The following is a 20,386-nucleotide window of genomic DNA, read 5'->3' on the forward strand; positions in this document are numbered from 1 at the left end:
GGATAGGCAAATGCCCGGCGAACAACGACCGGGCGATACCTGTATTACTGCTGCGGTACTGCTGGAGCCGCAGGTTCAGCCGGTGCCGGCATCCCAAGCGTTGGCATACCAAACATACCGACAAAGTCTTCCAGCGGCATTTTCTGACCGTTTAACGTCACCTGACCATTCGCATACTGCAGGCTGGTGCTAATCACGTTGTCTTCAAGCGTGGTGATGCGGAACATCTGGCCCATGGCCGCCATGCCTTTCACCTGCTGGCTGGCGAGCTTAGCCGCATCGGCGTCGTTATAGCCTTCGAGCTTCGCAATCTGGGTCATAAACTCGGTCGCCATATCCATCGGGATGGTCAGTTTGCTGTCGATGGATTTCACGCTGCGATCCACTTCCTGCGCCAGCGTCTGCGCTTCACCGGTCGCGGTGGCCGGATCTTTCAGGAACAGGGACAGGTTGAAGTTGGTTTCGCCTTTGCTGTTTTTCCAGCTCAGTGGGGCGATCGTGATCACCGGCTCGCCTTTCAGCAGCAACGGCAGGTTGCTTAACAGGGCATCCATCGCTTTTTGCTGATACAGCTCAGGATTTTTGGTCATCAGCTCTTTATCGGCCAGCAGCGCCTGGCTTTGCGCACGATACTGCTGACTGAACTGATGCCACGCCTGGCCGTCGATATTGCCGAGTTTCAGGGTCAGTTTGCTGGAGCCCAGATCCTGGCTCTGCACTTTGAGGCTATTCAGGCTGTAATCCAGCTGGCTGTTGACGCTCTTACCGTCTTTGGAGAGATCGGATTTACCGACCAATTCCATCCCTTCCAGAACGGCCATCTCTTTGCCTTCCACGGCAATCGCCATTTTACCCAGGCTGATTTGCTGGTCGCCCATGCGCTCGCCAAAGGTGGTCATACGGCTATTACCGTCGGCTTTGAGATTATTGAAGGTCAGCTGAACCTTCTGATTGTATTCGTTAACTGCGTTGACCAGGCCACTTTCCGCCGAGCCGCTCAGGGTAAACACGTTACCGTCGCGATCCGCATCGAGTTTGAAATCGCCGCCGCTGAAGGCCACTTTCTCGTCGCCTTTTTCATAATTCAGCGCTTTCAGGGCGATATCGGAGCTTGTATCGCCGGCGTAGCTGATGCGTGTATCCACCACAAACGGCGACTCATTTTTCGCCAGTTCAAACAGCGGTTTAGACGCTTCGTTGTTGACCAGCGTGGTTTTTACCGACGCCATAGACGGAATCAGATTGAAATGCTTCAGCTGTGCCAGCGGGAACGGACCGTGATCGACAACTTCGTCCAGCACCACGCTGTGACCGTCTTTCAGCCAGCCGTTTTCGGTGCCCGCAACGGGTTTAACCACCAGTTGCATATGGCTTTTGAAGACGCCGCGCTGATAGTTCTGATAGCTTAATTCCAGCCCGGCTTCCGGCGCCGTGCGTTTGATTTCGCTGTTAGCCTGCGCCACCATCTCTGCCAGACGACTCTCCAGCTGTTTGCCCGTAAACCAGGAGGCGCCCGTCCAGACCACCCCTAATGCGACAACAACACCAACCGCTATAACCGATTTTTTCATCATGATTGTCCATAAAATGAAACCAGGCGGTAAAAACCGCCTGGTGATTAAGTCTTCCACTAGCTTAGCAAGAGAGTCGATAAACTTATAGCTTATTGAAGACCCTTGCCAGGCGGCCATTTCCGCTGATAGCGATCGGGGACTCATTCGCCGCGACAAACGCTGACTCACCAGGTTTGAGCACCAGGCGCTGTTCGCCTTTACTCAGCACCGCTTCGCCTTCAACACAGAACAGGATTGCCGCACTCTGCTGTGAGACCGCGGTTCCCGTCGCGCTCAGGTCGTGCAGCGCAAAAGCGAAGTCGTCGACAGGAATCGGGAAGTCCAGCTCTGCGCCGTTTTTCACCGGCTGAGTCAGCAGCTCTGCGGCAGGTTTGGCGACAAATTTGACGTTCGCCACCAGTTCCGGGATATCGATATATTTTGGCGTCAGTCCGGCGCGAAGTACGTTATCGGAGTTCGCCATCACTTCCAGCGCCACGCCCTGCAGATACGCATGCGGGGTTTCCGCAAACAGGAACATCGCTTCGCCCGGATTCAGTTTCACCACGTTCAGCAGCAGCGGAGAGAAGAGGCCGCTGTCGTTCGGGTAGAACTCAGAAATCAGGCGAATGGTCTGCCAGGGTTCACCCTGCTGGTTGTTGAGAGCGGCTTTCAGCACCGCCAGCGCGTGGGATTTTTCGTCATCCTGCATATTCAGCAGGCTGGCAAACAGCTGGCTTAAGCCTGCGGCGTCCGGGTTTTCGAGGAAATGGGCAATAGCATGATGGGCGCCCGCGACCGGCTGCAGCAGCGAAACAATCTCCGAGAACTCGCGGAAGGCGTTCATCGCCAGGAATGGCGTTAACGCGAACACCAGCTCTGGCTTATGGTTCGGATCTTTGTAGTTACGTTCGGCGGCATCCAGTGGGATACCGGCTTTATTCTCTTTCTCAAAACCTATTTCAGACGCTTTCTTGTTCGGGTGCACCTGAATGGAGAGCGGCTGCGCGGCGCAAAGCACCTTGAACAGGAACGGCAGTTCGCCGAAACGCTGCGCGACGGCATCGCCCAGGAGCGTCGCTTTGTCCGCGTCGATCACCTCGCGCAGAGCGCGTACCTGGCCGCTGGCGTCTTCAATTTTTGAGCTGCTCTTCGGATGCGCGCCCATCCACAGCTCTGCCATCGGCAGGTTGTCAGGATTGGCGATACCGTAGAGATCCGTTAACGCAGTTTGACTTCCCCAGGCATAGTTCTGCACTGAGTTGATGAGTTTTTGCATTATCAAGCCCTGTTTCAAATGTGGAATTATCTTCGCGTATTAAAGCAATAAACCGCCCGGAAGTAACCTGCGCATGTAAAAAGTCGTACTAGTCTCAGTTTTTGTTAAAAAATTGTGTAGGATAAGCAAACTCGCTTTTAAGCAGGGCAGCGGAACATCTGCTCTTAAATAACCAGACCGAAGCAGTAAGTGAGAGAACAATGTCGAACAAACCCTTTCATTATCAAGATCCTTTCCCGCTGGCAAAGGATCAGACCGAATACTATCTGTTAACATCCGATCACGTCTCTGTCTCCGAATTCGAAGGGCAGGAGATCCTCAAAGTTGACCCGCAGGCGCTGACCTTACTGGTGCAGCACGCCTTCCACGATGCCTCCTTTATGCTGCGCCCCGCGCATCAGCAGCAGGTTGCCGATATCCTGAGCGATCCGCAGGCCAGCGAAAACGACAAATATGTCGCGCTGCAGTTCCTGCGTAACTCCGATATTGCCGCGAAAGGCATTCTGCCGACCTGTCAGGACACGGGCACGGCGATCATCACCGGTAAAAAAGGCCAGCGCGTCTGGACCGGCGGCGGTGACGAAGCGGCGCTGGCGCACGGGGTCTACAACACTTACATCGAAGATAACCTGCGTTATTCGCAAAACGCGGCGCTGGATATGTATAAAGAGGTCAATACCGGCACTAACCTGCCGGCGCAGATCGACCTCTACAGCGTCGATGGCGACGAGTACAAATTCCTGTGCATCGCCAAAGGCGGCGGCTCCGCGAACAAAACCTATCTGTACCAGGAAACCAAAGCGCTGCTTTCGCCGGGCAAGCTGAAAAATTACCTGGTCGAGAAGATGCGCACACTTGGCACGGCAGCCTGTCCGCCGTACCACATCGCGTTTGTTATCGGCGGGACGTCGGCGGAGAGCACCCTGAAAACCGTTAAACTGGCATCGACCAAATACTATGACGGCCTGCCAACGGAAGGGAACGAACACGGTCAGGCATTCCGTGACGTGCAGCTCGAACAGGAATTGCTGACAGAAGCGCAGAACTTAGGCTTAGGCGCACAGTTCGGCGGCAAATATTTTGCTCACGATATCCGCGTCATCCGTCTGCCGCGCCACGGTGCGTCTTGTCCGGTCGGGATGGGCGTCTCCTGCTCTGCAGATCGCAATATCAAAGCGAAGATCAACCGCGACGGTATCTGGATCGAAAAACTGGAAAACAATCCGGGGAAATACATTCCGCAGGAGTTGCGTCAGGCCGGTGAAGGTGAAGCGGTGCATGTCGATCTCAACCGTCCGATGAGCGAAATCCTGGCCCAGCTGTCGCAATATCCGGTCTCCACGCGTCTGTCGCTGAACGGCACCATTATCGTTGGCCGTGACATCGCTCACGCGAAATTGCAGGAGCGTCTGGACAAGGGCGAAGGTCTGCCGCAGTACGTGAAAGATCACCCGATCTACTACGCAGGCCCGGCGAAAACCCCGGAAGGTTATGCCTCTGGTTCACTCGGCCCGACAACGGCAGGGCGCATGGACTCCTACGTGGATCAGCTGCAGGCCAACGGCGGGAGCATGATCATGCTGGCCAAAGGCAACCGCAGCCAGCAGGTGACGGATGCCTGCCACAAACACGGCGGATTCTATCTCGGCAGCATCGGCGGCCCGGCAGCGGTGCTGGCACAGGGCAGTATTAAGAGCCTGGAGTGCGTGGAATATCCGGAACTGGGGATGGAAGCCATCTGGAAAATTGAAGTGGAAGATTTCCCTGCGTTTATCCTCGTGGATGACAAGGGCAACGACTTCTTCAAGCAGATCCAGTCGTCCCAGTGTTCAGCGTGCGTTAAGTAGTTTTTGTGCCGGGTGGCGGTTTCGCTTCACCCGGCATGACTCACCACAAGAGCGCACAAAGCGCCATACCGTTTTCCTGAAGCAAACAATACTTAATCCAGCATGTGAGCAATGTCCCCCATTTCATTGTTATCAAGGAGAAAGTAATGACAACGCAACGCCGCGAGAAAGATTCCATGGGCGCAATCGACGTCCCGGCTGACAAGCTATGGGGCGCGCAAACTCAGCGCTCGCTGGAACATTTCCGCATCTCGACGGAGAAAATGCCCGTTTCTCTGATCCACGCCCTGGCGCTCACCAAACGCGCAGCCGCGAAGGTCAACCAGGATCTGGGTCTGCTGTCCGCTGAAAAAGCCACCGCTATCATCAGTGCCGCCGACGAAGTGCTGGCCGATAAACACCCGGACGAATTCCCCCTTGCCATCTGGCAGACCGGCTCCGGCACCCAAAGCAACATGAACATGAACGAGGTGCTGGCGAACCGCGCGAGCGAACTGCTGGGCGGCGTACGCGGGATGGAGCGCAAAGTACACCCGAACGATGACGTCAATAAAAGCCAAAGTTCTAACGATGTATTCCCGACCGCGATGCACGTGGCGGCAATCATCGGCCTGCGCGAGCATCTCATTCCGCAGCTGAAAGTGCTGACCCAGACCCTGACGGCAAAATCGCAGGCGTTCGCTGACATCGTCAAAATTGGTCGTACCCATCTGCAGGACGCCACGCCGCTGACCCTCGGGCAGGAGATCTCCGGCTGGGTGGCGATGCTGGAACACAACCTCAAGCATATCGACCACAGTCTGCCGCACCTCTCGGAGCTGGCGCTGGGCGGTACGGCGGTGGGGACGGGGCTGAACACCCATCCGGAATATGCCGTGCGCGTGGCGAAAGAGCTGGCCGCGATTACCGGGCAGCCGTTTGTGACCGCGCCGAATAAATTCGAAGCGCTCGGCACCTGCGATGCGCTGGTCCACGCCCACGGTGCGCTGAAAGGGCTGGCGGCCTCGCTGATGAAAATCGCCAACGACGTGCGCTGGCTGGCCTCCGGGCCGCGCTGCGGGATCGGTGAAATCAGTATTCCGGAAAACGAGCCGGGCAGCTCCATCATGCCGGGCAAAGTGAACCCGACTCAGTGCGAAGCCATGACCATGCTCTGCTGTCAGGTGATCGGCAACGACGTCGCGGTGAATCTCGGCGGGGCGTCAGGCAACTTTGAGCTGAACGTCTATCGCCCGATGGTGATCCATAACTTCCTGCAATCGGTGCGCCTGCTGGCGGACGGCATGGAGAGCTTCAACGAGCACTGTGCGACGGGCATCGAGCCGAACCGTGACCGTATCAGCCAGCTACTGAATGAGTCGCTGATGCTGGTCACCGCGCTCAACACGCATATCGGCTACGACAAAGCGGCTGAAATCGCCAAAAAAGCGCACAAAGAGGGGCTGACGCTGAAAGCCTCAGCGCTGGCGCTGGGCTATCTGACGGAGGCGGAGTTTGATACCTGGGTGCGCCCGGAAGAGATGGTAGGCAGCCTGAAGTAATCACTCCGCCACATACAGGTGCAGCCGTGGAATGATCAAGCGCAGCGGCTGCGCCTGAGGTTTATAACGATGCTGAATATTGTCCGCATCGTAATTCAGCAGTTCGCCAATGTCTGGCACCATCGCCCCCTGGTCTGCATCGTACAGGGCAATCAGCGGCGTCGGGCAGGCGTACTGCACCTGCTTTTGTTCTCCCGCATACCAGACGCGTGCAATCGGCTGCACCTTCACCGGACGTTTGATTTTAAGGCGCGCATCGGCAGGCAGCGCGGCAATATTCTCGTACTCCTGCTCTAACCGCTCAATCCACTGTTCGCGTGACCAGGGCGCCATGGTGCGCGGCGATTTCAGGCTCTTCTCCAGCAGCGACAGCACCTCATTGCGGGTGAAATTTTTGATGATATGTTTGTTCGCCCAGCCAAAGCGCAGGGTCGCCGGATGACGCAGCAGCGTCAGCGTGCGGTAGGCATTGAGGGTAATCAGGCCCGGCAACTGGCGATGCACCCACTCAAAGCGCGCGGCAGGGGCCAGACCCGACTCTTCGGTTACGATCTTCTCAAACGCGGCTTTGAGGGTATTAATGTGCGCAATCTGGCTTTCAAGCTGTTCGCGCAGGGACGTGTCGCACTGAAGACAGATCACCCCCGGCAGGCGCACGGCGGCTTTACTGCTGCGGTTTTCTGACTGCTGCTGAATAAACAGATGGCGATAGTGCGCCAGCGTCAGTTCCAGCGCCTCCTTGCCGATATGTTGCTTCACCTCAATCACATCCAGCGGATCGTGCTCTGCGCCTTTCACCACGTCCGGCAGGGTGAAAACCCGCGCGGCCAGCAGCCGACAGGTTTTTAGCCGTTCGCTCAGGCTCATCAGTTCGTGTTCTATCTGGTGAAAGGTGGAGTTCAGCCGCTCGAGAAGATCGTAGTTCGCCATAAAATGCTCGCAGTAGTTACAACATACTTATTATATAGCACAGTGCGCCGGGTCAGGCTACGGTGCGGAATGGGTCTGGCAGAGACAAAGGATGCTTATCAATTGAGGGTTAAATATACGAAATTTGTATACTTCCCGTCTCTTGCGGCCCCTCGGTTGATCCAGAACAGGTAAAAAGTATGATGAAAACCTAAAATCGTCACACGTTTTATCTACCCCTAAATGGTAAGAGGCAATCCTTGTCCAGACCTGGCCGTATTGTCTGCGCGCTGCTGGCGTGCGCGTCGTTCTTCGTACAGGCAGCCGCCCCCGACGAACTGACAACAGCGTGGCCCGTCAATGTAGGACCGCTCAATCCCCATCTTTATACACCCAATCAAATGTTCGCTCAGAGCATGGTCTACGAACCGCTGGTGAAGTATAAGGCCGATGGTTCGGTCATACCCTGGCTTGCGAAAAGCTGGACCCACACGGCGGATGGCAAAACCTGGGTATTCACGCTTCGTGACGGTGTCACGTTTTCAAACGGCGAACCTTTTAACGCGCAGGCCGCCGCCGAGAACTTCCGCACTGTGCTCGATAACCGCCAGCGCCACGCCTGGCTGGAGCTGGCCCGGCAGATCACGGATGTTAAAGCCCTGAGCGACTCTGAGCTGCAAATCACCCTGAAAAGCGCCTATTACCCGTTCTTACAGGAGCTCGCGCTGCCGCGTCCTTTCCGCTTTATCGCCCCGTCGCAGTTTAAAAATAATGAAACGATGAACGGCATTAACGCGCCAATCGGAACCGGACCGTGGGTGCTGAAAGAATCCAGGCTTAACCAGGTTGACGTGCTGGTGCGCAACGATCGCTACTGGGGTAAAAAGCCCGCCATCCGGCAGATCACCGTGAAGGTGATTCCGGACCCGACGACTCGCGCCGTGGCGTTTGAAACAGGTGATATTGACCTGCTGTATGGTAACGAAGGGCTGCTGCCTCTCGATACCTTCGCCCGCTTCAGCCAAAGCCCACAATACCACACCCAGCTTTCCCAGCCCGTTGAAACGGTCATGCTGGCGCTGAACTCCTCCAAAGCGCCGACGGACGATCTGGCGGTGCGCGAAGCGCTGAACTATGCGGTGAACAAAAAATCCCTGATCGATAACGCCCTGTACGGTACGCAAAAAGTGGCGGACACGCTGTTCGCACCGTCAGTGCCTTATGCAAACATCGGTCTCAAGCCGCGCGAGTACGATCCAAAGCAGGCTACAACGCTGCTGGAACAGGCGGGCTGGAAGACTGTGAGCGGAAAAGCCATCCGCGAGAAAAATGGTCAGCCGTTGCGGGTAGAACTCGCCTATATCGGCACCGACGCCCTGAGCAAATCGATGGCGGAAATCATTCAGGCTGATATGCGTCAGGTGGGCGTCGATGTGGCGCTGGTGGGGGAAGAGGAGAGCAGTATCTACGCCCGCCAGCGCGACGGTCGATTCGGCATGATTTTCAACCGCACCTGGGGCGCGCCTTACGATCCGCATGCCTTTATGAGCTCGATGCGCGTGCCGTCCCACGCCGATTATCAGGCGCAGCTGGGGCTCGCAGATAAGCCCGTCATTGATAAAGAGATTGGCGAAGTGCTTTCCACCCGCGATGAACCTCAGCGTCAGGCGTTGTACCGCGATATTTTGACCCGACTGCATAACGACGCGGTCTATCTGCCGATTAGCTATGTGTCGATGATGGTGGTGGCGAAGCCTGAACTTGGGGTGATCCCGTTTGCGCCCATTGCGTCCGACATTCCATTTGAACTTATCCAGCCGGTGAAACCCTGATGTGGCGCTATATATTACGGCGCATACTGCTGCTGATCCCGATGGTGTTCGCCGCCTCGGTGATTATCTTTCTGATGCTGAGACTCGGCACCGGCGATCCGGCGCTGGATTATCTGCGTCTCTCTAATCTGCCGCCCACGCCGGAGATGGTGGCCTCTACCCGCGTGATGCTTGGCCTGGATCAGCCGTTAATCGTGCAGTACGGCACCTGGCTGTGGCGGGCGTTGCACCTGGATTTTGGCATCTCTTTCGCCACCCAGCGCCCGGTGCTGGACGACGTTATGCACTTTCTGCCCGCAACGCTGCTGCTGGCCGGTGCGGCGCTGGTGCTGATCCTGTTTACCTCCGTGCCTCTGGGTATTTGGGCCGCGCGTCATCGCGATCGGCTGCCGGATTTCATCGTCCGGGTGATCTCTTTCCTGGGCGTCTCTATGCCCAATTTCTGGCTGGCATTTTTGCTGGTGATGTTCTTTTCGGTTTATCTCAAATGGCTCCCGGCGATGGGCTATGGCGACTGGCAGCATCTGATTCTGCCCGCCGTGTCGATAGCTTTTATGTCGCTGGCGATTAACGCCCGGCTGCTGCGCGCCAGCATGCTGGATGTCGCCGGGCAGCGGCACGTCACCTGGGCGCGTCTGCGCGGCCTGAGCCATAAACAGACCGAGCGCCGCCATATTTTGCGCAATGCCTCACTGCCGATGATCACGGCGGTGGGAATGCACATCGGCGAGCTGATCGGCGGGACGATGATCATCGAGAACATCTTCGCCTGGCCGGGCGTAGGGCGTTACGCCGTCTCGGCGATTTTTAACCGCGACTATCCGGTCATTCAGTGTTTTACGCTGATCATGGTGGTGGTTTTTGTTTTCTGCAATCTGGCGGTGGATGTGTTGAATGCAGCGCTTGACCCGCGTATTCGTCGTCATGAAGGAGCGCACGCGTGAATTTTTACCGTTCTGCACGCTGGCCTGTCCGGCTGGCGATGATGATGATTGCCCTGCTGGCGGCGATTGCCCTCACCAGCCAGTGGTGGCTGCCGTACGATCCGCAGGCGATTGATCTGCCGTCGCGGCTTCTGTCACCCGACAGCCAGCACTGGCTCGGCACCGACCATCTGGGGCGCGATATCTTTTCGCGTCTGCTGGCGGCAACGCGCGTCTCTCTGGGATCGGTGATGGCCTGTCTGCTGCTGGTGCTGATTCTGGGAATGACCATCGGCGGGGCGGCCGGGCTGCTTGGCGGGCGCGTGGATCAGTTCACCATGCGCATCGCAGATATGTTCATGACCTTTCCAACCTCGATTTTGTCGTTCTTCCTCGTGGGTGTGCTGGGGACGGGGCTGACTAACGTCATCATCGCCATCGCGCTTTCCCACTGGGCCTGGTACGCGCGGATGGTGCGCAGCCTGGTGATCGCGCTGCGTCAGCGGGAGTTTGTCCTTGCGTCGCGCCTGTCGGGGGCCGGGCATGTGCGTATTTTTGTCGACCACCTGACAGGGGCGGCGCTGCCGTCACTGCTGGTGCTGGCGACGCTTGATATCGGTCATATGATGCTGCACGTCGCGGGGATGTCATTTCTCGGACTGGGCGTGACGGCCCCGACGCCCGAGTGGGGTGTGATGATTAACGATGCACGTCAGTATATCTGGACGCAGCCGTTGCAGATGTTCTGGCCGGGGCTGGCGCTGTTTATCAGCGTGATGGCGTTTAATCTGGTGGGTGACGCCCTGCGCGATCACCTCGATCCTCATCTGGTCACGGAGCATGCCCACTGATGCCAAAGCAGATTGATTTGCAGAATATCGTGCTCGAGGCGGATCGCACGTTAGTCAACGGCGTCTCGCTGACGCTCAAACGCGGGCGGGTGCTGTCGCTGGTGGGGGGTAGCGGCAGCGGGAAATCCCTGACCTGTGCTGCCGCGCTCGGCGTATTGCCTGCCGGTGTGCGTCAGACGGCAGGACGGATTCTGGCCGACGGCGAGACGGTAGCGCCAGCCTCCCTGCGGGGGATTAAGATCGCGACCATTATGCAAAACCCGCGCAGCGCCTTTAATCCGCTGCATACCATGGCTACCCACGCCAGGGAGACCTGTCAGGCGCTGGGTAAAAATTCCGATGACACCGCGCTTATCGCCGCATTAAAGGCCGTCGGGCTGGACGAGGCGGAACGCGTGCTGAAGCTCTATCCCTTCGAGATGAGCGGCGGCATGTTGCAACGGATGATGATCGCCATGGCCGTGCTGTGTGACGCGCCGTTTATCATCGCCGACGAGCCGACCACCGATCTCGATGCCGTGGCCCAGTCGTGCATTCTGGATCTGCTGGATGACATCATGCACACCCGCGCGCCCGGTATGCTGCTGGTGACGCACGATATGGGCGTCGTGGCGCGCCTCGCGGATGACGTGGCGGTGATGGATAACGGCGTCATCGTTGAGCAGGGCGACGTTGAGACGCTGTTTCGGGCGCCACAGCATCCGGTGACGCGCGGGCTGGTGTCGGCGCATCTGGCCCTGTATGGCATGGAGTTGACCCAATGACACTGCTTTCTGTTTCTGCGCTTTCACATCAATACGCCCGCTCAGAGTGGGTGCTGAGCAACGTCGCCATGAGTCTGAAAACCGGAGAAACCGTGGCGCTACTGGGCCGCAGCGGCTGCGGGAAAAGTACGCTTGCGCGCCTGCTGGTAGGGCTGGAATCCCCGAGCCAGGGCGACGTGCTCTGGCAGGGCGCGCCGCTTTCGCAGCTCAACCGCTCCCGGAAAAAAGCGTTTCGCCGTGAAATTCAGATGGTGTTTCAGGATGCCATCAGCGCGGTGAATCCGCGTAAAACGGTGAGTGAAATTCTGCGTGAACCGATGCGCCATCTTTTGTCTCTGTCTAAAGCAGAGCAGATGGCCCGCGCCCGTGAGTTGCTGCGGGCGGTCGAGCTGGATGACACGCTACTCACTCAGCGCCCGCCGCAGCTAAGCGGCGGCCAGCTTCAGCGCGTATGCCTGGCACGGGCGCTGGCCGTTGAACCAAGGCTGTTGATTCTCGATGAAGCCGTGTCGAATCTCGATCTGGTGCTGCAGGCGAACGTGATTCGCCTGCTCAAAAAACTCCAGCAGCAGTTCGGTACTGCCTGCCTGTTTATCACTCACGATTTACGCCTGGTCGAGCGCTTTTGCGACCGGGTCATGGTGATGGACGCGGGGAACATCGTGGAGACGCAAACCGTCGGTGAGCGATTAACCTTTGCGTCCGCTGCCGGACAAACACTGCAAAACGCGGTTCTTCCCGCCTTTCCCGTGCGCCGTCGCGCCAGACTTTGAGGTTACATCAGATGCAACGTGTCACAATTACGCTTGATGATGATTTGCTGGAGATGCTAGACAGTCTTAGTCAGCGCCGTAGTTACAATAACCGCTCAGAGGCCATCCGTGATATTTTGCGCGGCACGCTGGCGCAGGAAACCACCCAGGAGCACGGCAGGCAGGGATTCGCGGTACTTTCTTACGTGTATGAGCATGAGAAACGCGATCTGGCCCGGCGTTTGGTCTCGACGCAGCACCATCACCACGATCTTTCTGTCGCTACGCTGCATGTCCATGTTAGCCACGAAGATTGTCTGGAGATCGCGGTGTTAAAAGGCGATATGGGAGACATTCAGCATTTCGCCGATGATGTGATTGCCCAGCGCGGCGTGCGGCATGGGCATTTACAGGCGTTACCTGATGAGAAGTAACGCCATCAGGCCGTGACAGGCAGGGTGATGTGGTGATAGATCGGCCAGCTAAAGCAGAATTTCGCGCCGCCGAGATCGCTTTCGTCGCAGCTGACGCGCCCGCCCATCGCCTGAGCGATAGAGTGGACAATCGCCAGCCCCAGCCCGCAGCCGCCGGTGGCGCGGTCGCGGCTGGGGTCCAGACGCACAAAGGGTTCAAACACCCGTTCACGCTCGGCGGCGGCGATACCAGGGCCATCGTCTTCCACCGCTAAATTGGCTTCGCTGCCGTTCAGATGCAGGCTGATGCGAAGCCTGCTTTCGCTGTAGCGCAGGGCGTTATTTACCAGGTTATCCAGCACGCGCTCCATCAGACGCATATCCAGCGCGCCGTAATCACCGGGGCTGTTATCGAGCAGCAAACTGCGCTGCGGATTCACGCTCTGCACATCGTCAATATGGCTGCGTATCCACGCCGACAGATCGGGTGAGCTGAGCTTAAGCTCATTCTGCGGGCGATCCAGACGGGCATAGGTGAGCAGCTCTTCGATCAACGCTTCCAGCTGGCCAATATCGCGATTGAGCGCCAGGGATTCCGCTTCCGTCAGGTTTTCGCTCATCTCCAGGCGATAACGCAGACGCACCAGCGGCGTGCGCAGTTCGTGGGCGATGCCGTCAATCAGCGCTTTTTTACTGGCGATCAGCGCATTGATGTTATCGGCCATCTGGTTAAAGGCCACGCCCAGGCGCTCGAAGCTGGATGTGCTGTCAAAGTGGATGCGCTCGGTAAAGTGACCGTCGCCAAAACGCTGGGCCGCCGCTTCCAGACGCAACATATCCTGCCAGTGGGGCCGCATCCAGATTAATACCGGAAAGGCCAGCGAGATGGCGATGAACGCCAGCAGCGCGATATCCAGCAGGCGCATCTGATGTAAAAAATAGAGATAAGGAACCGGGCCAACCGCCAGCACGTAATGGCTGCGCGGAATACGCTGAATAAAGGTGTACTGATCGTCTAATGCCACGATATCGCCATCGCGCAGGCGCTGCGTGGTCTGGGGGTCTAAATTGTAGTTCTTGAGCGGCTCGATGCGCATATTAAACGACAGATTCAGATCCAGCTCTTTCAGCGTTCGCGCCCAGTCGTGCGGGGGGATTTCACGTAATTCGCTGCGCATCAGATAGAGCGAGCTTTTCATCAGGTCATCAAGCGACTGCCTGCCCGCGCGCTCGGCGGTGAATTTGTAAACCAGCCCGACCAGCATGGTCATCACCAGAAAACAGACAAACAGCAAAAGATAAAACTGCACAAACAGCTTTTTCATGAAATCACACCATTAACACAATGAGTTAGCGAACTGATTTTACCTTTGGGGCACTAGGGCGGCAGTGTTGTGTTCATCAATGCCCCAGGTAAGTGGCTATGAAAGCAGGGTTTGCCCCGGCTGACAACATACAAACGCATGGCGTGGTCCAAATACGATGACGCGCAAAACTCGACCAGAATAGTCTATAATTTTTATAGAGTTACTTGAAACTGTCAGGGATGGGCCTCATATTTACCCTATGACACTGTAGATGGACAGAAGAGGTGAAATTATGACTGCTGATGATCTTAAAAGAAAAGCCGAGGAAGAGATTTCTGCACTTATCTCAAAGAAAATCATAGAGCTTCGGAAAAAAACCGGGAAAGAGGTGTCTGGCATAGATTTTACTGAGCGTGAAACAATGACCGGTCTGGAAGGTTACGAGGTAAAGATCAATCTTCTCTGATGACCACGCGACATGACTTTGCTATTCCTCGCTTTTTAGCATCATCACATCACAGATAACAGTTAAGCTGCTTGCTTTCGGCGGGTGGCTTTTTTTTATCAACGCCCTCCACGCGGGGGATTTTTGAAGGGGCCAGAACCCGCCTGAAGTGCCGCTTCGCATGGCTTATTGAGGTCACCGACCTATACTTAGTTTGCAGTGAATGGCTGCATACCCTACTGGAGTAAGCCGTGAAAAACTATTCTACGCAAGTCAACAAAGACACGCCGAAAAAACCGGATAATACGCCGAAAGACAACGATAAGAGCCCGCAGAAAAGCAAAAAGTAGTGACTCAGGCTGTGCCTGACACACCGTTCGTCGGAGGTTAATGTGACTGAACGTCGAGATTGGGTTGATCCTGTACCGGTAGATGATCCTCTGCCGGGTGATACTGACCCCGTTGACCCCATCATACCTGATGATGTTGATCCACCGCTCAGGTAGCTTGCTACTAACCGCCTACGGGCGGTTTTTTATTTCCGTTGTGTAGCGGGTGGTTGATAGTCGGTTACAGCGCCATCGCGCATAATCAGCCCATTCATATCATCAGAAAAGGATGTCAAACATGTCAGATAAACATTGGTCGAGGACGGAATATCTTCACCAGACGGTGACGAACCCCAATATTCACATCAAAGGCACGCACAGTTATTACAGCGACTGCTGGGACAAGGGTTTTGAGCGCTCGGTGGTGCGGTATCTGCTCGGCGATGAGGTAAGCAGAAACTGGGAACCGCTCGGCGAACTGGACCAACTCTTCATCGGTAATTTTGTCTGTATCGGTGCGGAGTGTGTGATTCTGATGGGCGGGAACAGCACTCATCGTCTGGACTGGCTCAGCCTTTATCCGTTTATGGAGTCCATCAAAGAGGCCTATCAGCCGCGTGGGGATACGGTGCTGCAGGATGGATGCTGGCTGGGAATGCGGGCCATGATCATGCCTGGCGTCACCATCGGCGAAGGGGCTGTGGTCGCGGCGGGAGCCGTTGTGACCAAGGACGTGCCGCCGTACGCCGTGGTCGGTGGCAATCCGGCAAAAATACTGAAATATCGACTACCGGAAGAGGATATTGCGCGGCTGCTGGCGCTGAATCTGTATCAGCTGCCGGAAGAGACGCTGATGGAACTGCAGCCGCTGTTGTCGTCCGGGGATATTTCAGCGCTCGAACGGGGTGTGTCGGGTTATCAGGTTTCCCAGGCATGCGGCGCAAACAAATAGCCTTTGTTACGCACAGTTTTGATGCGGTACGGCTCGGTGGCGTTATCCAGCAGCTTTTTACGCAGCCGTGAGATGGCGACGTCGACGCTGCGGTCCATACCGTTGTAACTGACGCCGCGCAGGTTTTTCAGCAGCGCATCACGGTCCATAATTTGCCCGGCATGGGTGGCCAGTTCCCATAGCAGGTCAAAATCGGCGGTCGACAGCGCGATATCTACCCCGGAAAGCAGCACCTGGCGGTTAACGGGATCGATCGAAAGGGTGCCAAAGCGCATGGCTTTGTGGGGCGTGAGTGCGGCAGAGGCTGTCTGGTTTTCCGTCGCAACGCGCTGGCGTAGATGCAGGCGCAGACGGGCCAGCAGCACCGCAGGCGGCGTGGTTTTGAGAATATAATCGTTCGCGCCCATCTCAAGCGACAGAATATGGTTCATGTCGCTGTCGAGGGAGGTGAGCAGCACTATCGGGCCGTCCCATTGCGCGCGCAGATCGCGGCACACGGTCATCCCGTCTTTGCCGGGCAGCATGATGTCGAGCAGGACCAGGTCCGGTTTCTCGCGCAGCACCACCTCTTCAGCGCGGTCACCACGCGGCTCAACGATAACGTCCATATCGTGTTTTCCCAGATAGGCGGCAATCAGCTGGCCGACTTCGGGTTCGTCCTCAACAAAAACGATCTTATTCATACAACGTCTGTTTTCGTGAAAAAAGCCAACATACACCGCGTAACCTTAACCTTCCATTAATCTTTCTAAATTAACCCGAGTTCCGTTATTCTGACCGGTATTGTTAGTTGATTGTTAAGGGAAAAGAATGGCGCTCTTAATCAAAGCCGCGCTGGGTGCGTTGGTCGTGGTGCTGATTGGCATTTTAGCGAAGACGAAAAATTACTATATCGCCGGGCTGATTCCGTTATTCCCGACCTTTGCGCTCATTGCCCACTATATCGTGGCGTCAGAGCGTGGCATTGACGCGCTGCGCACCACCATCGTTTTTGGCATGTGGTCCATCATTCCCTATTTTATCTATCTTCTGTCGCTGTGGTATTTCACGGCCATGATGCGCTTACCCCTGGCGCTGGGCGGGGCGGTAGTATGCTGGAGCCTCAGCGCCTGGGTGTTGATCTTCTTCTGGAGCCGTTTTCACTAATTCAGCGGGCGGCCGCCATCTACGCCAAAAGAGCGCCCTGTGACGTAGCGGCTGGTCAGCAGATAGTCGATAAGATCGATCACCTCTTTCTCGCCCGGCGCGATTTTCATCAGTGATTTATTGAGCGCTTTTTGGCGGTATTCCGCATCATCATGGTCGTTAAACATAATCAGCGACGGGGCGATAGCATTCACCTTGACCTCTGGCGCGAGCTTGCGGGCGAACGAGCGCGTCATGTTGTCCAGCGCCGCTTTACTCGCCGCATAGGCGATATGTTTGTCGCTTCCGCGCTCCACCACATAGTCGGTGAAATGAATAATATCGCTCGCGGCGTGACCGTGCCCGCACAGCAAATCCTGCAGGGCGTGGTTGAGCAAATAGGGGGCGTGGACGTGGATCTGCATCATCGCCGCGAGGGTTTCGCTCAGCGAGGTTTCCGGGGTTTCCGCCAGCCAGGCGCTGGCGTTATGCACGATGGCGCGCAGACCGTCGGTGGTTGATTTTACCTTGTCGGCAAACGCCAGAATCCCATCGTCGGTGGCAAAATCTGCCTGGATGCAGACAGCACCGGCTTTTCTCAATCCTTCAATAGCGTCGTATTCTGTTCGGTAACTGACGATCACCGGCTGATGCTGGCTAAGAAAATGGTGAGCAAGGGCGAGGCCGATGCGTCGGCCAGCGCCAGTAATCAGAATCGGGCGTTGCGGTGCATTTCCCATCGTATTTTCCTTGAGAGTTCAACGATGGGAAAAATCGCGCTTATCCCATCAACATCCACGTTGCCGGTACGGCAGCAACCAGTAACATGCCAATCAACGCCATTTCACGACGCTTAAGCGCGTGACCTAACTGATGCGTGCGGCGAGCGTAGATAAACACCAGCAGGCCCGGCGCATACAGCACCACAGAGAGCAGCAGATGCATAGGGCCTGAGGCATAGAGTAACCATAATCCGTAGAGACAAGCGCCAACACCGACCATGTAATGTGCCGGGCGGCTGGCTATTTTTAACAGATAAGCCCCGACTAAGAAATAGGGTACCAGAATCATCTCGGAGGCAATGGTCAGCAGGGTGTTATAGTCAGAACCTGTGAGCCAGATCAGCACCAGACAGACCTGCACGCTGATGTTGGTCAGCCACAGGGATGCCGAGGGTGCGCTGTTTTTGTTCTGACGCGCAAACAGGCGCGGGAAAGCCTTATGCGTCGCGGCCAGGAAGGGCACTTCTGCCGCCATAATGGTCCAGCTCAGGTAAGCGCCGCAGACCGAAACAATCAGCCCAGCCGCAATCACCACGTCACCCCAGGACCCCATCATTCTGACCATCAGACCCGCCATCGACGGGTTACGCATCTCAGCCAGCTCAGGGCGCGCCACCACGCCGATAGAGAGCAGCGTCACCAGCAGATAGACGCTCAGCGCAGCCAGTACCGCCAGCAGCGTGGCACGGCCTACGTCGCGCTTATTACGGGCGCGCGCGGAGACCACCACCGCGCCTTCGACGCCGATAAACACCCACAGGGTGATAAGCATGGTGTTTTTCACCTGCTCCCAGACCGGTACGCCAAGCGCGACACCGCTGAAATCGAGGCTGAAAACATCAAGACGAAACGCGATAAACGCCAGCACGATAAACAGGCCCAGTGGAACCAGCTTAGCCAGCGTCGCCACCAGGTTAATGCTCGCCGCCGTCTGCACGCCGCGCAGCACCAGCCAGTGAACTAACCACAGCAGCACCGACGCCCCGACGATCGATTGCCAGGTATTGCCGTCGCCAAAGAAGCGCAGTTCAGGCGTATCGGTAAAGAAACTCAGGGCCGAGAAGACGATCACCAGATAGGAGACATTGGCGATCACCGCGCAGAGCCAGTAGCCCCAGGCCGAGCAGAAGCCGATCAGCTCGCCGAACCCCTCGCGGGCGTAGGTGAATATTCCGCCGTCCAGATCCGGGCGGATGCGCGTGAGCAATAACATGGCAAAGGCCAGCAGCAGGATCCCGACACCGGTGATCCCCCAGCCGATGAGCAACGCCGCGGGACTGGCGACTTCCGCCATATTCTGCGGCAAACTGAATACGCCTGCACCCAGCATGGAGCTTAAAACGAGCGCAGTTAAAGCGCTCAGGCCAAGTTTCTTTTCCATTGGCTTCCTGTTATGAAAGGTCCAAATCCAGAATAATTATTTCGCACAAGCGCATAAAAATGGTGGATCACACTAAGGCGCGGGATTTTACGGAGTGTCTTGCAGGCATGCAATGATGTGAGGCAGAAATTAGAGAAAAGTTACAAAAAAGGCGGCATTGCGCCGCCTTTTCACACCTGCTGATTTACTTGTACAGGTCTGCGCTGATGGTCACGTTGTTACCACGTTCCTGCCACTGGCGGGTGATGTGGTAATACTTCGCACCTTTCTTCGCTGCACGCTTCGCCACCTGGTAGGAGACTTCGGTCATGTTGCCGTAGTTACCGGTGAATTTGACGCTATCGAAAGGCACCATCTGCGCGGCAGTGGCTTTGTTCAGCTCTTCAATTTTGGTGCCGTCCGGCAGGGTGACAGTGTAACGGCCGCCCTTGGTGGTCTGAGTTTCAAAGAAACGACCGACGTCAGCACTTGGGGTCGCGGTGGTTGCCACGCCCGGGATTTCCACTTTCTTCGCTTCTTCGCCGCCTTTCGCCAGCGCTGCGCGACCGGCTTCAGAATCCGCCGGGATCACATCCGGGCTTTGCAGAACGCGTTTTTTGGCATCGGCTTTGTACAGGAAAGCGGTGATACGCTGGTTGCCGCCCTGGTTAGCGTCAATCTGGCGCACGATATAGAAAGAGGCAGCCCCTTTCGCCTTCGCGGCTTTGGTGATGGCATCGTTCACTTCAGGCTGGCTGCGGTAGAAGCCCTGGACGGTCACGGTGTCATACGGCTCAAGCGCAATCGCCTGATCCTTTGGCAACTCCATCACGCCATTAATAACGCGGTTTTTCGGCGCATCCGCTTTTTTCGCATCTTGCTTGTAGAGATCGACCACGACGCGCAGGTTGCCGCCACTACCGTAATCAGATGTATCAACGACATAAAAAGAGGCGGCACCCTCTTTATCAGCGCGAAGTGACGCTGCTCGCACTGCATCGCTAATGGCGTTAAAACGACCGGTAACCGTCACACGATCATAAGGTTTCAACGCTGCCGCTTGCTCCGGCGTTAACTCTGTCGCGGCGTTAGCGGACAGGGCGATCGCAGAAAGGAGTGCGGACGCCAGGAGAGTGTTCTTAAGCTTCATAAAAATAATCCTTCGCCTTGCGCAAACCAGGTACTGGTGTTGTTGTTAATTTGAATTCGTCGCCGATTATGGCATTTAAAACCCGTCGCTGTCTGCGCGATTTTTCACTCCCTGTGCTCACGACAGGATCAAATTCGATAACATTTACTGATATGTCGAGTAAACAAGCGTTTGAGCAGTAAAACTGATTAAGCATATGACTTTTACAAGTTAATTTAATGTTAATGGGTTGTTCTAATACGGCGCTATATCATGTTTTACCGCTTCGCTTG

The 20,386-nt window shown here is 56.3% G+C and carries 19 protein-coding genes; 11 read left to right on the forward strand and 8 right to left on the reverse strand.

What is annotated here, in order from left to right:
* Positions 1-44: 44 nt before the first annotated feature.
* Positions 45-1,571: a YdgA family protein gene (locus ABIE11_RS01825; protein WP_429184258.1), complete on the reverse strand. Its 1,527-nt coding sequence runs from the start codon at positions 1,569-1,571 to the stop codon at positions 45-47.
* A gap of 85 nt (positions 1,572-1,656) precedes the next feature.
* Complete coding sequence (gene manA / locus ABIE11_RS01830; RefSeq protein WP_429183727.1) at positions 1,657-2,832, reverse strand: mannose-6-phosphate isomerase; 1,176 nt, start codon at positions 2,830-2,832, stop codon at positions 1,657-1,659.
* A 200-nt stretch (positions 2,833-3,032) separates the two neighbouring features.
* Between manA and fumA the strand changes: the two genes are divergently transcribed.
* Both fumA and fumC read left to right on the forward strand, forming a co-directional pair.
* Positions 3,033-4,679, forward strand: a complete 1,647-nt coding sequence (fumA, locus tag ABIE11_RS01835) for a class I fumarate hydratase FumA (protein WP_429183729.1) — start codon at positions 3,033-3,035, stop codon at positions 4,677-4,679.
* A gap of 146 nt (positions 4,680-4,825) precedes the next feature.
* On the forward strand, positions 4,826-6,220 hold the full coding sequence (fumC, locus tag ABIE11_RS01840; RefSeq protein WP_102103583.1) for a class II fumarate hydratase: 1,395 nt from the start codon (positions 4,826-4,828) through the stop codon (positions 6,218-6,220).
* Here fumC and tus read toward each other — a convergent pair whose 3' ends face one another.
* A complete protein-coding gene (tus, locus tag ABIE11_RS01845; protein ID WP_429183731.1) occupies positions 6,221-7,150 on the reverse strand; it encodes a DNA replication terminus site-binding protein in 930 nt (309 codons plus the stop codon). It abuts the gene before it with no gap.
* 239 nt (positions 7,151-7,389) lie between these two features.
* On the opposite strand from tus, the gene nikA reads away from it, so the two are divergent.
* Genes nikA through nikR form a run of 6 tightly spaced genes read left to right on the forward strand, consistent with a single transcriptional unit; the run spans position 7,390 to position 12,685 of the window.
* A complete protein-coding gene (gene nikA, locus ABIE11_RS01850; protein WP_429183733.1) occupies positions 7,390-8,961 on the forward strand; it encodes a nickel ABC transporter substrate-binding protein in 1,572 nt (523 codons plus the stop codon).
* Positions 8,961-9,905 carry a nickel ABC transporter permease subunit NikB gene (gene nikB / locus ABIE11_RS01855; protein WP_429183735.1) on the forward strand — a complete coding sequence of 315 codons (945 nt, stop codon included), beginning with the start codon at positions 8,961-8,963 and terminating at the stop codon, positions 9,903-9,905. The genes nikA and nikB overlap by 1 nt, the downstream gene beginning before the upstream one ends.
* Positions 9,902-10,735: a nickel ABC transporter permease subunit NikC gene (nikC, locus tag ABIE11_RS01860; RefSeq protein ID WP_100780364.1), complete on the forward strand. Its 834-nt coding sequence runs from the start codon at positions 9,902-9,904 to the stop codon at positions 10,733-10,735. The genes nikB and nikC overlap by 4 nt, the downstream gene beginning before the upstream one ends.
* On the forward strand, positions 10,735-11,499 hold the full coding sequence (gene nikD / locus ABIE11_RS01865; RefSeq protein WP_429183737.1) for a nickel import ATP-binding protein NikD: 765 nt from the start codon (positions 10,735-10,737) through the stop codon (positions 11,497-11,499). Before nikC ends, nikD begins: the two co-directional genes overlap by 1 nt.
* Positions 11,496-12,272 carry a nickel import ATP-binding protein NikE gene (nikE, locus tag ABIE11_RS01870; protein WP_429183739.1) on the forward strand — a complete coding sequence of 259 codons (777 nt, stop codon included), beginning with the start codon at positions 11,496-11,498 and terminating at the stop codon, positions 12,270-12,272. Before nikD ends, nikE begins: the two co-directional genes overlap by 4 nt.
* Before the next feature lie 11 nt (positions 12,273-12,283).
* On the forward strand, positions 12,284-12,685 hold the full coding sequence (nikR, locus tag ABIE11_RS01875; RefSeq protein WP_100780361.1) for a nickel-responsive transcriptional regulator NikR: 402 nt from the start codon (positions 12,284-12,286) through the stop codon (positions 12,683-12,685).
* A gap of 5 nt (positions 12,686-12,690) precedes the next feature.
* On the opposite strand, the gene rstB is transcribed toward nikR, so the two are convergent.
* Positions 12,691-13,989, reverse strand: a complete 1,299-nt coding sequence (gene rstB / locus ABIE11_RS01880; RefSeq protein WP_429183741.1) for a two-component system sensor histidine kinase RstB — start codon at positions 13,987-13,989, stop codon at positions 12,691-12,693.
* 274 nt (positions 13,990-14,263) lie between these two features.
* Here rstB and ABIE11_RS01885 point away from each other — a divergent pair, with 274 nt between their 5' ends.
* Both ABIE11_RS01885 and ABIE11_RS01890 read left to right on the forward strand, forming a co-directional pair.
* The gene (locus tag ABIE11_RS01885; protein ID WP_100780891.1) at positions 14,264-14,437 is read left to right on the forward strand and encodes a GnsA/GnsB family addiction module toxin; all 174 of its coding nucleotides are present in this window, start codon (positions 14,264-14,266) and stop codon (positions 14,435-14,437) included.
* Positions 14,438-15,043: 606 nt separating this feature from the next.
* Entirely contained in the window at positions 15,044-15,697 is a 654-nt protein-coding gene (locus ABIE11_RS01890) for a CatB-related O-acetyltransferase (RefSeq protein ID WP_102103590.1), read from the forward strand.
* On the opposite strand, the gene rstA is transcribed toward ABIE11_RS01890, so the two are convergent.
* Complete coding sequence (rstA, locus tag ABIE11_RS01895) at positions 15,664-16,380, reverse strand: two-component system response regulator RstA (RefSeq protein ID WP_429183744.1); 717 nt, start codon at positions 16,378-16,380, stop codon at positions 15,664-15,666. The two genes, ABIE11_RS01890 and rstA, sit on opposite strands and share 34 nt — an antisense overlap.
* 127 nt (positions 16,381-16,507) lie before the next feature.
* Here rstA and ABIE11_RS01900 point away from each other — a divergent pair, with 127 nt between their 5' ends.
* Positions 16,508-16,843, forward strand: coding sequence for a GlpM family protein (locus tag ABIE11_RS01900; protein ID WP_102103591.1), 336 nt, complete (start codon positions 16,508-16,510; stop codon positions 16,841-16,843).
* Here ABIE11_RS01900 and folM read toward each other — a convergent pair.
* The 3 genes from folM to ydgH form a co-directional block, all read right to left on the reverse strand.
* A complete protein-coding gene (gene folM, locus ABIE11_RS01905) occupies positions 16,840-17,562 on the reverse strand; it encodes a dihydromonapterin reductase (RefSeq protein ID WP_100780352.1) in 723 nt (240 codons plus the stop codon). The two genes, ABIE11_RS01900 and folM, sit on opposite strands and share 4 nt — an antisense overlap.
* A gap of 40 nt (positions 17,563-17,602) precedes the next feature.
* A complete protein-coding gene (locus ABIE11_RS01910) occupies positions 17,603-18,985 on the reverse strand; it encodes an amino acid permease (RefSeq protein ID WP_100780351.1) in 1,383 nt (460 codons plus the stop codon).
* Between the two features lie 184 nt (positions 18,986-19,169).
* On the reverse strand, positions 19,170-20,114 hold the full coding sequence (ydgH, locus tag ABIE11_RS01915) for a DUF1471 family protein YdgH (RefSeq protein ID WP_100780349.1): 945 nt from the start codon (positions 20,112-20,114) through the stop codon (positions 19,170-19,172).
* Positions 20,115-20,386 lie beyond the last annotated feature (272 nt).

This window comes from Lelliottia sp. 489 (assembly GCF_050435885.1).
Classification (GTDB): Bacteria; Pseudomonadota; Gammaproteobacteria; order Enterobacterales; family Enterobacteriaceae; genus Enterobacter; species Enterobacter nimipressuralis.